Genomic DNA, 14,106 nt, shown 5'->3' with positions numbered 1-14,106 from the left:
TTCAGCTAGGGAAAGAATTTTCACAAATATATGAAAAAACAGATTCAGGTGACATAAATCGACAATAATCTATTAAACAACCGTTTAACATCCAAATAAGAATATTTTATCTGAGAAATAATCCAATAGTAAAACAAACCTTTCAGGAATATAAAATTTACTCTTTTTAAATCCAGAAGAAATAAAAAAAACGGTAATGATACCGTTTCTTATTTAATATTTTTAAGCATTGATTTTAATTTTTTCTGAATCGGAGGCTCAAGATATTCTGCAACCACATATGCTACAGGAATTACAAGTGAAAATGAAATAATAGGTAAAAGCCAGTAAGGGACCGTAATAAATCTATCTATTTTCAGCATCCATGAAATCATCATATTTTCATGCAATAAATAAACAGGATAACTCACAAACCCCACAAAAGTAAACAGCCTCATAGAAAAGTAACGCTCCATTCGCTTCCAGAATAACGCTCCTACAAAAACAAGAACCAAAATAATAAGATACACGTTTCTCGTCATATCCTGAAGCCTGTACATATAAAACATGGCACATATTGTGGCAATTACAAAAGCATACAGATATCTTTTATCTCTTTCTTTATAGTAAATATACATGAGTGCACCAGATACAAACCATCCGAAATAGACGAAGTTTCCAATATAGGCTTTACATTTCAACAATTCCGGAGGCAGCAAGTGATGGAATTCCAGGATCTGATATGACACAGCCACCAAATAAATGATAAAGATCCCTAACAATGCCAGGTTCCTTTTAAACATATAATAAAGCGCACCGAAAATCACATAAAACTTTACTTCAATATACAAGGACCAGAATGATGATTCCAGAACAGGAAAATCGGTTTTAAAAATACGCTCCAGCAATCCCTCATCTACGAATAGAATTCCGGGAAGCAAAGATTTAAGCTCAGGAATCCCCAAAGGTCTTTCATAAAAGAATCCAGCCGTAATATAGATAATTAAGGAGCATATCAGCATGCTGGGGAAAAGCCTCACCCATCTGTTTTTGATAAACTGAATAAAGCCTGTTGTTTTTTCCATAGACATCAGAATGACAAACCCGGATATCAGAAAGAACAACTGCACGCCCAGATCTCCATATTTTACCAGCAGATTGTCTTTGAACAAATCCCCGAAAGGATAATTTTTGCTCCAAATATAATATCCATGAAAAAGAAAAACCAACAAAATTGCAAGTCCTCTTAAACCGTCTAAAACTAATATTCTATTTTTCTGTTCAGCCATAAATCATAAAATATAAAACCTCTTACGGGAGAATATGGTTGTGATAGAGATCTATTGTAAATCTACCTGCTGTAATATTTTTAAAGCTGGAGAATACCACAAAGTTAAAAATGACCAAAGCTACAATGAAGCTGTGTATAGCGGCTCTCATCCCCTTAGAAACCACAAACATCGTATTGGGAATTAAAATATAGGAAAATGCAAGGAAAGTCCCCGTTAATCTGGACGAGAAAATCGGGTTATTTCTAAAAATAAAATAGAAACAGATTCCTATTACGGTATAATTCCGATGATACTCGTAGTAAGGATATTTTTCTTTCATTTTTGTATCAAAAATAAACAGGAAGGCGGTACAGATAGCCAGCATCGCCTCCGGAATTCCGAAACCTCCGTTCAGTCGCTCTACAGATTCATCCACATAACCATTGAACCCTTCCACCAGGGTACTTTCAGAGGCAAAATTCCCTAGTATATCCCCAAAGTACCGGTATACTTCAAACGGAGAAAGAAATACTGATATCAGAATAAAAAGAAGCATCCAGAACTTATTCAACGGAACTCTGGCGATCCAATACATTGGAAGCATCAGATAACAAACATTGTGAATACCTGCTGCAAGATAGATCCATAAAAGATACATCCATAAATTCCGTTCTTTAATATACCGTATTGCCCAATATGCCATGAAACACCCTAAGTTTTGTCTGATCTGTCCACTCTCTCCAATAAAGAAGCCCGGAATAAAGACAAAAACCAAAAAGGTAAAGGGATAATGGGTATTTTCTTCAACAAATTTTGTTTTAAAAAAAGTTACCAATGCTGCTATTACAAAGGTCAGCATGTAGAAAGGAGCATCAAAAATATTGATCAGAATCTTATTGATCAACACATAGAGCCACTCCTGCTCCATCACCTGTGGCCCCTTTATTGAAAGAGCTGCAAGAAAAATACTCAGATAATCTTTCGTATCAGAATATACATAGATTCCCACATAACTTCCATAATCCGGCCCCACATCATCACGAAATCCTGCAATAATGACAAGAAATACCGCCAAAATATAAAGCGCCTTTTTATTCGTTTTCCCGGAATACACTTCCTGAAAACTGAAAATCAGCATATAAATGACTGCAATGATATAATAAGGGTGTAATAAATTCATTAGGCGGTTATGGTGTTTTTAAATTGATACGAAGTAAATATAAACCCCGTGAGAATTAAAGGAATAAATAACCTTACTTCCCAGAAGAGTCCCACCATCGCAATCATTATCAGATAAGGCAGGGAAAAGAAAAGGTACTTTCTGATCAGTATTTTTCCTTCGTTATTACACAATATATAACTGAAATATACACTTATCATCCCAAATAAAAGCCCGCTTATATTAAAAGGACTGCTGAAGTTATCCAGAAAATAAATTCCTTCCACAAAAGATGCGTCCTGATGGATCATCATTCTAAGCCCGGCATAAGGAATGATAAAGGCAATCACCAAAAACACAAGTTCTCTGATGAATGTAAAATCCCGATTTTTAAGTTTTTTAAAATCAATGCAGACTGCAGCAAAAAAAGAAATATTCAGGCATGAAGTCTCTCTTGCCAATGTTGAAATACATACAACTGCACATAAAAGGATAAAGTCCGAAATATTCCTGTTCTGCAAATATTTCAGGGAAAGCAATGCTCCCCAGAGATAAAAGAAAATGGCAATAGAATCACAATTGGTAGGCACATACTGCACGATAACGATAAAGAATATGGCCAGCAAATGGATCAGTCTCCTGATATTCAAAGACAAAAGAGCTCCTACAGATTTTAGTTTAAAAATCATATGTAAAATGATCGAAGACAGCACAAAAAAGAAACTGTTGATCAGAAAAATGCTATGATAAAAGAGTGTTCCCTGCTTTAAAAGAAAACTCTTAAGAAAGGGAAGATAATTGTTTACAAAGAATGTTACTGCTTCTGTAACATATACACTCAGATAATTGGGTATTACTCTGTAAGCATATACCGAAGCAAACATAAAGTCTGGAGCCTTATCCATAGTCTTCAATCTTACATAGGAAGATTCAAAGCCATAGTAAGACATCGCAAACAGCAGAAACGGGAGTACTGCAACAAATAGGAATCCGTTTATTTTTTCATCATTTTTTGTCAACATATCAAAAACAGATTCTTATTTTTTGAATAATAATTGTGGTTTAAAATACATTTCATCAAAAGGGAACTTTTGCAAAAGTAGAATAATTTTTCATTCTGCCTAGAATATTTTATTGATTTTCAGACAAAACTTATCCCTAACTATTTTGATGTAACTCTTAAAAATTTAAATTTGCAGACTTGATCCAAATGCAATGCATCGCTTTTTTATATTTTTATATTATCTGATTTCCAGAAATAAAATCCTTTCTGTATTTACAGCCTTAGGAATTGCCGCTTTATGTCTTTTTTTTGCTTCAAAGATTAATTTTGAAGAGGACATCAATCAGATCATCCCTAAAAATGAAAAATCGGATCTTACAGCAAAAGTGCTTAAGCAGCTTAACTTTTCGGATAAGATCATCGTTATCATAGAAAATAAATCCAGCGAAGACAGCTTCCAGCTTTCTGAAACCGCTGATACTTTTTTACGGAAAATAGAGCCTTTACAAAGATACATAGGTACTGTTCAGGGGAAAGTAAATGATAATGAAATTTCAGAAACCTTTGACTTCGTCAGTCAGAATCTGCCTTTATTTCTCAATGAAAACGACTACAAAGAGATTCAGGAAAAGCTTGGGAAGGATAGTATTGCCAGGCGAATAGAAGATAATTATATTTCATTGGCTTCACCTACCAGCCTTGTCACTAAGGAATTTATCAAAAAAGACCCTCTTGGGCTGACCTTTTTAGGAATCAAAAAATTAAATGCCTTAAACATCAGCAAGGATTTTAAACTGGAAGACAGCTATATTGTAACCAAGGATGGAAAAAACCTTTTGCTGTTTATAGATCCTAAAAACAAAAGCAATGATACCAAGGCTAATGAAACCTTCGTTGATGAACTTGATACGATAAAAGATAATCTTAATAAACAGTTCAAAGGAAAAACAGAGATCAGCTATTTCGGATCTCCGGTGATTGCTGTAGCCAATGCCAAACAGATCAAAAAAGACATTCAGAATACAGTTGTCATTTCAATGACAGTACTTTTGGTCCTGCTGATTTATTATTTCAGGAACTTCTTTACCCCTATCATTGTATTCCTTCCGACAGTCTTCTCAGTTCTGCTGGCTTTAATGGTATTGTATTTTATTAAGGATAAAATCTCGGCCATTTCATTAAGTGTGGGAGCTATTCTTATCGGAATTACCATAGATTATGCCCTGCACATTCTTACCCATTACAAGCACAATAACAATATTGAAGAACTCTATAAGGAAATTACCCAACCCATAATATTGAGTAGTGCGACAACTGCGGTTTCTTTTTTGTGTCTGGTATTTGTACGGTCAGAAGCATTAAAGGATCTGGGACTTTTTGCAGCCATTACAGTTATTTTATCTTCTGTTACCGCATTAATTATTGTTCCCCAGCTTTATCAGCCTAAACATACTGAAGAAAATCATAACACCAATTTCATTGATAAGATCGGATCTTATCCGTACGAAAAAAATAAACCTTTGATTATAGGATGTTCTATAGTCATCTTAGCATGTTTATTTGGATTCAGGCATGTTGGGTTTAATGAAGATATTGGTGACCTGAATTATATTCCGAAAGAAATGAAGATCAGTGAGGCAAAACTGCAAAAGCTTTCGGATATTACTTCAAAATCTATCTATACGATCTCTTACGGAAATTCTGAAGAGCAGGCTTTAGCAAGAAATTCCCAGTTAAATACATTCCTTGAGCAAGAGAAAAAAGAAGGTAAAATATTAAGTTACAATTCAATTGGAGGTATTGTTCTGTCTGAAAAAGATCAGCAAAAGAAAATTACTGAATGGAAAAACTTCTGGAATGACAGCAAAAAGAGCCAGACAGTCTCTGAATTAGTCAGTAACGGAAATAAATTCGGGTTCAACAGTTCGGCTTTTGACAATTTCAATGAAATTTTAAATAAAAATTACTCTACGTTAACCATCAGGGACTATGAAAAGGTGAAGGCACTCCAGATTTCAGAGTTTATGAGCCATGAAAAAGATTTTTATACGGTTTCGAATGTGGTAAAGGTTGACGAGAATAAAAGAGATGCCTTTATCAAGGATATTGAAAAGAAGCATAATGCCCTGGCAATTGACCGTCAGCAGATGAATGAAAACTTTTTAGGTTTATTAAAAAGAGATTTCAATACACTGATCAATTATTCTCTTCTGGCTATTATTTTAACAATTATCGTTTTCTTCAGAAATTTTGAACTAACGGTTCTTACCATGTTCCCTATTGTTCTAACCGGGGTAGTGACAGCCGGGCTTCTATATTTTATGGGACTGGAACTGAATATCTTCAGTACCGTAGTATGTACATTGGTCTTTGGAGTTGGAGATGACTTCAGTATTTTCCTTACCCAGGCTATGCAAAAAGAGCATACAACAGGAAAAAATGAACTTCCAACGTATAGAACATCTATTATTCTGGCAGTATTTACAACCATTTTGTCCATCGGATCTCTGATTTTTGCCAAACACCCGGCTTTACATTCATTAGCTTTGGTAGCATTGATTGGAATGTTCTCTGTGATTATCATTACTTCTACTCTATATCCGTTCTGGTTCAGATTATTGATTACTAACAGGGCAAAAAAAGGACTTTCTCCAATTACATTCAGATTATTGATCGTGTCAGTCATCAGCTTTTTATATTATGGGCTTGGAGGAATGCTATTTTCTGCTGTGGGAAGTTTCTTTGTGAAAAACTCAAAAGGGAAAACTCTGGATATCATTAAACTTATTTTAGCTAAGTTTTTAACTTCCGTGCTATATTCGAATCCATTTGTAAAGAAGAAGGTCATTAAAAATCCCAATGAAGATTTTAGTAAACCAGCTGTTATTATTGCTAACCATACTTCTTTTTTAGATACACTGGCGATTGCAATGGCCACTCATAAAATCATTTATTTAGTGAATGACTGGGTGTACAAATCTCCGGTGTTTGGTAAACTGGTTAGGGCATTAGGCTTTTATCCGGTTTCTCAGGGCATTGAAAATGGGATGGATAAACTGAAGGAAAAAATTGCACAGGGCTATTCTCTTGTTGTTTTCCCTGAAGCGGAACGTTCCTACACCAATGATGTTAAAAGATTTCATAAAGGAGCCTTCTATCTTGCAGAACAGTTTGAATTGGATGTTCTTCCTTTATATATCCACGGAAATTCTGAAGTTCTCCCAAAAGGGGATTTCATTATCTACGATGGAAGCATCACTGTAAAAGTGGGCGACAGAATCAGTAAAGATGATGTAGCTTTTGGTAAAAACTATTCTGAAAGAACAAAAAAGATCAATGCTTATTACAGAGATGAATTTGCTAAACTGAGAGAAGAGATTGAGGATGAAAATTATTTTAAAAAGCAGTTGTTCCTAAGCAATTTATATAAGGATAATGAAGTGGTAACAGAAGTAAAGAAAGATTTTAAGACTAATAAATCGGTTTACTTTGAACTGAATAAACATATTGCCACAGATGCCAATATCCTGCATATTTCAGATGATTTTGGTCAAAAAGATGTATTACTTACTCTTTACCAGGCAAGCAGACGAGTTTTTTCCTGGATCAGGAATGATGAAAAAAGAGCAACAGCAGCCCATAATTATCTTGTAAAAAGAAGAAAGATACATTATATAAAAGATTTGTCTGAAGTGAATAAAAGCATTGATATCCTTCTGATTTCAGATGATAGTTTTGATCTTAATGAAATTCAGGTTCTTCCTGAAACCATCATTTTTATCAACAGCAAAAACTCGGGGATAGAAAGTGAAAATTATACATTAGAATTTAGTTCTGAATCATTAAAAGTATTTAAAACTAAATAATAAATATGAAAAACATATTTTTGTAAACGCTAAAAAGATTCCATGAAAAAAAATATACTTGTCATATATTATTCCCAAACCGGCCAGCTGGAAGATATCGTGAGAAATATAGCCAAGCCTTTTGAAGTTCAAAAGGAAGAATATGATATTACCTATTATAATATTCAGCTAAAGGAAGATTTTCCTTTTCCCTGGCCAGGTGATGTTTTTTTCAACACCTTTCCGGAATCTTATTTACAAATCCCTAAAGAAATTGTACCGCCTTCAGAAGAAGTACTGAACAAAAAGTATGACCTCATCCTGTTCGGATATCAGGTATGGTATCTCACACCCTCTATTCCGATCATTTCATTTTTGAAGAGTGGCTATGCAGAACGCATCCTTAAAGACACTCCTATAGTTACCATTTCCGGAACCCGGAATATGTGGATGCTTTCTCAGGAAAAACTAAAAGTATACCTCAGAGACCTGAAAGCCAAACTTGTAGGAAACATCGCATTGGTAGACAGACATGATAACTACACCAGTGTACTTACTATTCTCCGCTGGCTGACTACAGGACAAAAGGAAAAATCAGGAATGCTTCCGGCAGCAGGAGTTTCAGATGAAGAAATTACAGGATCAGTAAAATACGGAACGATCATTGAAAGACATTTCAAAAACAATGATTTCGAAAATCTACAACCTGATCTTGTAAAAAACGGAGCCATTGAAATCCGCCCGTTTTTAGTACGTGTAGAAAAGGTAGGAAACAAGATTTTCACGGTGTGGTCTAATCTGATTATCAAGAAAAAAGAGAAACGCCCATTGCTGATAAAATTCTTTAAGGTATATTTGATGGCTGCGATATGGATCATCTCACCTGTCGTTTTGGTGTTACACCTGCTTACAACCCCTATATTTTGGTTTAAAAGACAAAAACAAAAAAGATATTTACAAGGAATTAATTTAAAATAGAATGTACGACGTATTTATAACAAAAGCTTCAAAATATTTACCCAATGAACCGGTATCAAATGAGGAAATGGAAACATATCTTGGGCTTATCAATGACGCACCTTCTAAAGCCAGATCACTTATTTTAAGAAATAATAAAATTACTACAAGATATTACGCTTTAGATACAGAAGGAAACCCTACGCATTCCAATGCACAGCTTACCGCAAAAGCAATCGAAGGACTTTTTGATGAAAATTTCAAAAAAGAAGATATGAAGCTCTTATCCGTAGGAACTACGTCTCCGGATCAGATCCAGCCTTCACATGCTTCTATGGTTCATGGCGAGCTGAACATCGGAAAATCTATTGAGATCAACACAGCTACCGGACTTTGCAACTCAGGGATGAATGCCCTTAACTACGGATTCCTTTCGGTAAGAGCCGGAGTACAGGAAAGCGCAGTATGTGCAGGTTCTGAAAGAATGTCTGCATGGATGACGGCAGATAAATTCAATCATGAAGCTGAAAATTTAATATTATTAGAAGAAAGACCTATTATTGCTTTCAAAAGAGAATTCCTTAGATGGATGCTTTCTGACGGAGCAGGTGCTTTCTTACTGGAAAATAAACCCAGAGAAAACGGAATTTCTTTAAGAGTGGAATTTATCGATTTCTATTCTTACGCTCATGAGATTGAAGCATGTATGTATGCAGGATGTGACAAACAGGAAGACGGAAGCTTAAAATCATGGGCAGATTATCCATCTGACGAATGGCTGAAGCAATCTATTTTCGCTATCAAACAGGATACAAAGATTCTGGATAAATACATTCTTGTAAAAGGTGCTGAAAGCTTAAGGGCTTCTTTCGATAAACATAATCTGGATCCTGAAAAAATTGACCACGTATTGGCTCATATCTCTTCGGGGTATTTCAAAGACGGGTTAAAAGAAGAATTTGCTAAAAAAGGAATGGATTTCCCTGCTGAAAAATGGTTCTACAACCTTTCTGAAGTAGGAAATATCGGAGCCGGATCTATCTTTATCGCCTTAGAGCAACTGATGAACTCCGGAACATTGAAAAAAGGAGAAAAAATTCTTCTTTGCGTTCCTGAAAGCGGAAGATTTGCCTATTCTTGCTCTTTATTAACCGTTTGCTAATGGAAAACAGACTGCCAACATCCGATAAAAATTTTGTAGAAAGCCTTATTCCACAACGTGCCCCATTTGTCATGGTCCATGAGCTGTCGGAATATTCTGAAAACCATCTTATTTCCGGATTTGAAATTAAAGACGGTAATCTATTTGTTCAGGACGGATTTTTTCAGGCTTCCGGGCTGATTGAGCATCAGGCACAGAGTGTAGCACTTCATACAGGGTACAAGTATTATCTGCTTGGAAAAGACGCTCCTACAGGATACATTGGAGCCATCAAATCTTTTGAAGCTGAAATATTGCCTAAAGTTGGGGATCATCTGAAATCGGAGGTAACCATCCTCAATGAAGTAATGGGAGTAACTCTGGTAGACATCGTTACGAAATTAAATGGTGAAGTAATTGCAAAATCTCAAATGAAAACTGCTGTAAAATAACTTTTAATGGAAATCAGGGAAGAAAATATCATCAATATTCACAACTTTTTACCGCATCGTGAACCGATGCTTATGGCAGACTATATTCTGGAACTGACCAAGGAAAAAGTAGTGACTTCCTTTGAAATAAAAGAAAACAATATATTTGTTCATAATAATGAATTTGTAGAAGCAGGTTTAATTGAGAACCTGGCACAGACCTGTTCATCCATCCTTGGACAAAGCTTCTTTGAAAATCCTGAAGCCAATACCAAGGTGATAGGTTTTATCACTAATATCAAAAAGATTGAGGTTTTCGGGCTCCCCAAAGTAAATGACAAGATCATTTCAAAAGCATCACTGATTTCCCAGTTTGAAAATATCTGCCATATCTTCTGCGAAACGTTCAACAATGATGAATTGTTGATAAGAGCAGAGATTAACCTGTTTATTCAGGAGGTAAAATCATAAAAAGAAAGAAAAAGACTTTAAAAGCTGTACGTTTCGTGCAGCTTTTTGTTTTACAATGATTGATATTTTTTCTTTATGTTTTAACGCTACGGTCGCAAAGAAAGTGCTTATTTCTATTTTTTTAAGTTCGCAAGGGCGTTTCACCCAGCTAAGATTCCTGACTATTTTTGAGAGAGAGGGTATTGTGTCCCCAATAAATAGGTTTTGGTTAAAGCCAAAGTAATTTTATTTTTTATTTAGGAAAGCTTTTAGCCCTCCTCTATTGAATTAAAACCCAACAAACTGATCAAAGATATTTCTTTCTTCCCTTGCTAAGTGAAACGCCTTTGCGATCGAAAATATCGACAATGGATAATCCTTTTGCAAACTATTGGGTTAAAAACAATAACCCAACACCTTATAAATGATTGCACCTATTTGTGGAATTATTCGTAACATTTATGCTTAAACAGCATTATATTTCACGTGAAACATTCTACAATTCTGTGGAACATTCACTATCAGACAAATACCATATTCAAACAAAAAAGTGGAGCATTTCTGCTCCACTTCACCTATTATTAAAACTAAAATATTAGTATCCGAAAATCTCTTCAAGAGACAATTCCTGGAACTCTCCCATCTTGTTGATGGATTCCATATTCAGGTTTTCTTTTTTACCAATGATCGCCGTATTGTATTGTACAGGTTTCACCTCAGTGTTGTAGAATCCTGTAAGCTGAGGCAATGTCAGCCCCTGAATTTCAGCGTATGTATCTTTTCTGATATCATAATCAACACCTAGCTTTTTAAGTGTCAACTGACTAAAGAAAATATTCGTTCTGTTGATTCTGTTGGATGCAATCTGTTTCAATGCTGACCCTTTTGCATTTTCAAACTGTGTTGGAATCTGCGGTAATTCAGCCATTAGCTCACTCATTGCATTTACAGCTAAAGGAAGTTTATTGGACTGTGTTCCAATATAGTTGGTAATATAGTTAGCATGCCCTTTTTCTGAAGCGTTAGCATAAGAAACATAAGCAGAATAAGCTAAAGATTTACTTTCTCTGATCTCCTGGAAAACAATAGAAGATAAGCCTCTTCCGAAGTATTCATTGAACACATTTGCTTTTCCGAAATTGTTTAGGTTTACAGGGCTTGCTTTTGCTACTTTAGCCATTTCCATCTGTACCATATCATAGTTTGTGAAGTATACTTTTCCTGTTGTAGCAGGTTCTGCATATTCCTTAGCTTTTGCAGGCTGCAAACTTGTATTGGTGATATAAGGTTTTACAGCATTTTCCATACCTGCCTGATCTTTTCCGTAAAGCAGTATCTGGTAAGGATATTGGTTTAGCGTTTTTACCTTTTTCATTAATTCTGTAGCATCAATGCTCTCAAGGCGTGCTTTGGAGATAACATCTATCATTCTGGACTCCTTTCCATATTTTGCATAGTTGGAAAGTGCTCCCATAATTCTCACCTTATCTTTCTTACCTGCTTCTCTCGCCTCAAGAATTGTTTTTACCGTCTGGCTGTAAACAGCTTTATCTGCCTTTACATTTGATAACCAATGATTCATTAATTCTACGCCTTTCTTCATATTGCTTTCAAGCCCGGATAAAGTAATAGTCGTTTGGTCATTCGATGTTATGAATCTATAAGAAACCCCCAGCTTATAGAACTCTTCCTTCAGTTGCTCCGGAGTATATTTATCCGTTCCAAGGTATTCGAAAACAGTACCTGCCAGCGAAAGTTCTTTATCATTATCTGTTCCGAAAGGGAAAACATAACTTATCTGAGCAATTTCATTGTATTTATTCTTTACAAAATTTACCGTTTTGTCTTTTATATTTGAAGTCTGAATTGCAGTTTTATAATCGATGAATTCAGGCTTAATTTCAGTAACTTTAGTATTTAAAATATCTTTAAGGAAAGGCGATTGAGCTTCCCTGTTCAGTTTAATAGGTGTAATTCCCGGATTTTCTACACGAACAAGCTTATCATTCACACCCTTTTCTTTGTAAACAACCACATAGTTATCCTTAAAGAAATCATTGGCAAACTTTACAACATCAGCCTTAGTAATCTTTTCGTACTGATTGATCTCATCCAGCTCCTGCTCCCAGGTTCTCCCCTTAATATAAGAGTCGTAAAGCTCAGTAGCCAGGCCGTCAGCTGTTTCAAAACCTTTCATACGCTGAACTTTCTTATCATTTACAATAGCTTTAAGAAGCCAATCCGGGAATTGTCCTTTTTTAACCAGATCAAGCTGGTCCAATAACAATTTTTTAGCTTCATCAAAACTTTGCCCGTCCTTAGGTGTAACAGATAATGCAAACATTCCATACATTTTGAATGGAGATTCATAAGCACCTGCCCCTAAAGTTTTTTGCTTTTGATTGATATTAAGGTCGATCAACCCTGCATCTCCTCTGTTGCTTAGAATTTCAGCGACTACATCTGCAAGTCTAGCCTCCTGCGTTCCATAAGAATCCGTTCTCCATGCCATTGTCATTCTTGGAGTAGAGGGGCTTTTTACTGTTCTGGAAACAACCTGATTCATTGGAGCTTCCGTCACCATCTTTTTCATCGGAATATCCTTGTATTTGAAAGATCCGAAATATTGGTCAACTAACTTTATAGTTTTATCGAAATCTATATCTCCAACCAATACTACCGCCATATTATTAGGCACATAGTAGGTATCAAAATACTTGTGTATAGCAATCATTGAAGGGCTTTTCAGGTGTTCAGAAGTACCGATAGTGGTTTGCTGTCCGTTGGGATGCTTTGGAAAAAGGGCTTCCATCAAAGCATAGTTTACCAAACGTCCGTCATTATCCTGAGCTCTGTTGTACTCCTCGTACACGGCTTCCAATTCTGTATGGAAAAGACGAAGTACCAGTTCTGAAAAACGTTCCTTTTCAACCTTTAACCATTTTTCCAGCTCATTGGATGGAATATTGTTTTTGTAAACAGTTTCATCCAGCCAGGTATGTGCATTGGTTCCTGTGGCACCTAATGAAGAAATAGCTTTATCATATTCATTCGCAATGGCAAATTTTGAAGCTTCCTGAGATACCTCATCTATCTTTTTATAGAGCTCTTTTTTCTTTGCCGGATCCTTCTCTGCTTTATGCTGTTCATAAAGATCGGAAATCTGCTGTAATAAGGCTTTTTCTTTTGCCCAATCCTGGGTTCCAAGATGCGAAGTTCCTTTGAAGACCATATGCTCTAGGTAGTGAGCAAGTCCCGTATTATCACTTGGGTCATTATTAGATCCCGTTCTTACCGGAATATAAGTCTGGATTCTTGGAGCATCTTCATTTTTTGCCAGATAAACCTTCAATCCGTTTTTCAGAGTGTAGACTCTTACTCCTGCCTGGTCATTCTTTACTGTTTCATAAGTATAACCCTGAGCATCAGTTAATTTCTGAGTATCGAATTTCTGAGCCATAGCACTAAGCATGCAGAAAAGCGAAACAGAAATAAAAATTTTTTTCATAGTTAGTATTTAATCGTTATTTTTTTATCCAAATTTCAAATCCATTAGTCTTATAATATGGAGTACTTGTTACAGCTTCCATTATAAGTATTAACAGTATTTCTTAAGATTTCATTACATCCCGATAGTTAAACATCCTTGTTTTAAAAACTGAGAAAAACAGTTTTTTTTATACTATCTGAGCCTGAAGGATGAAGATAAAATTAATTCATGCCTTATATAAACGGGAAAATAAATTCATAAGTACTGAAGTGTAAGCCCTGACCAAAACACTGATATCACCTCTATTTCATAACAATATCATGATCAGGTTTGGCATAATTTTCATATTATGTATTTTCACTATTTTAGCCACCTGATTA

9 protein-coding genes are annotated in these 14,106 nt (G+C 35.4%); 5 read left to right on the top strand and 4 right to left on the bottom strand.

Features of this window, described 5'->3' with window-relative positions:
• Positions 1 to 209: 209 nt before the first annotated feature.
• From DRF65_RS06760 to DRF65_RS06750, 3 genes are read right to left on the bottom strand one after another with little or no spacing between them, the layout of a single operon-like run.
• Positions 210 to 1,268: an acyltransferase family protein gene (locus DRF65_RS06760; RefSeq protein WP_115970001.1), complete on the bottom strand. Its 1,059-nt coding sequence runs from the start codon at positions 1,266 to 1,268 to the stop codon at positions 210 to 212.
• A gap of 22 nt (positions 1,269 to 1,290) precedes the next feature.
• Positions 1,291 to 2,430 (bottom strand): EpsG family protein, encoded by a 1,140-nt coding sequence (locus tag DRF65_RS06755; RefSeq protein WP_115970000.1) that lies wholly within the window; start codon positions 2,428 to 2,430, stop codon positions 1,291 to 1,293.
• Entirely contained in the window at positions 2,430 to 3,431 is a 1,002-nt protein-coding gene (locus DRF65_RS06750) for a hypothetical protein (protein WP_115969999.1), read from the bottom strand. The genes DRF65_RS06755 and DRF65_RS06750 overlap by 1 nt, the downstream gene beginning before the upstream one ends.
• Positions 3,432 to 3,624: 193 nt before the next feature.
• Here DRF65_RS06750 and DRF65_RS06745 point away from each other — a divergent pair, with 193 nt between their 5' ends.
• From DRF65_RS06745 to DRF65_RS06725, 5 genes are read left to right on the top strand one after another with little or no spacing between them, the layout of a single operon-like run.
• Positions 3,625 to 7,278, top strand: a complete 3,654-nt coding sequence (locus DRF65_RS06745; protein ID WP_115969998.1) for an MMPL family transporter — start codon at positions 3,625 to 3,627, stop codon at positions 7,276 to 7,278.
• Between the two features lie 42 nt (positions 7,279 to 7,320).
• Complete coding sequence (locus tag DRF65_RS06740; protein WP_115969997.1) at positions 7,321 to 8,235, top strand: hypothetical protein; 915 nt, start codon at positions 7,321 to 7,323, stop codon at positions 8,233 to 8,235.
• 1 nt (position 8,236) lies between these two features.
• Entirely contained in the window at positions 8,237 to 9,376 is a 1,140-nt protein-coding gene (locus DRF65_RS06735; RefSeq protein ID WP_115969996.1) for a beta-ketoacyl-ACP synthase III, read from the top strand.
• Positions 9,376 to 9,807, top strand: coding sequence for a hypothetical protein (locus DRF65_RS06730; RefSeq protein WP_115969995.1), 432 nt, complete (start codon positions 9,376 to 9,378; stop codon positions 9,805 to 9,807). The genes DRF65_RS06735 and DRF65_RS06730 overlap by 1 nt, the downstream gene beginning before the upstream one ends.
• A gap of 6 nt (positions 9,808 to 9,813) precedes the next feature.
• On the top strand, positions 9,814 to 10,257 hold the full coding sequence (locus DRF65_RS06725; protein WP_115969994.1) for an ABC transporter permease: 444 nt from the start codon (positions 9,814 to 9,816) through the stop codon (positions 10,255 to 10,257).
• 574 nt (positions 10,258 to 10,831) lie between these two features.
• Here DRF65_RS06725 and DRF65_RS06720 read toward each other — a convergent pair.
• On the bottom strand, positions 10,832 to 13,744 hold the full coding sequence (locus DRF65_RS06720; protein ID WP_115969993.1) for an insulinase family protein: 2,913 nt from the start codon (positions 13,742 to 13,744) through the stop codon (positions 10,832 to 10,834).
• Positions 13,745 to 14,106 lie beyond the last annotated feature (362 nt).

The organism is Chryseobacterium pennae (assembly GCF_003385515.1).
Classification (GTDB): Bacteria; Bacteroidota; Bacteroidia; order Flavobacteriales; family Weeksellaceae; genus Chryseobacterium; species Chryseobacterium pennae.
This window is presented reverse-complemented; position numbering and strand designations above follow the sequence as displayed.

Coding starts and splice junctions, on each gene's coding strand:
- DRF65_RS06760 (WP_115970001.1), bottom strand. CDS start 1,268: ATGGCTGAACAGAAAAATAGAATATTAGTTTTAGACGGTTTAAGAGGA.
- DRF65_RS06730 (WP_115969995.1), top strand. CDS start 9,376: ATGGAAAACAGACTGCCAACATCCGATAAAAATTTTGTAGAAAGCCTT.
- DRF65_RS06725 (WP_115969994.1), top strand. CDS start 9,814: ATGGAAATCAGGGAAGAAAATATCATCAATATTCACAACTTTTTACCG.
- DRF65_RS06745 (WP_115969998.1), top strand. CDS start 3,625: ATGCATCGCTTTTTTATATTTTTATATTATCTGATTTCCAGAAATAAA.
- DRF65_RS06735 (WP_115969996.1), top strand. CDS start 8,237: ATGTACGACGTATTTATAACAAAAGCTTCAAAATATTTACCCAATGAA.
- DRF65_RS06740 (WP_115969997.1), top strand. CDS start 7,321: ATGAAAAAAAATATACTTGTCATATATTATTCCCAAACCGGCCAGCTG.
- DRF65_RS06750 (WP_115969999.1), bottom strand. CDS start 3,431: ATGTTGACAAAAAATGATGAAAAAATAAACGGATTCCTATTTGTTGCA.
- DRF65_RS06720 (WP_115969993.1), bottom strand. CDS start 13,744: ATGAAAAAAATTTTTATTTCTGTTTCGCTTTTCTGCATGCTTAGTGCT.
- DRF65_RS06755 (WP_115970000.1), bottom strand. CDS start 2,430: ATGAATTTATTACACCCTTATTATATCATTGCAGTCATTTATATGCTG.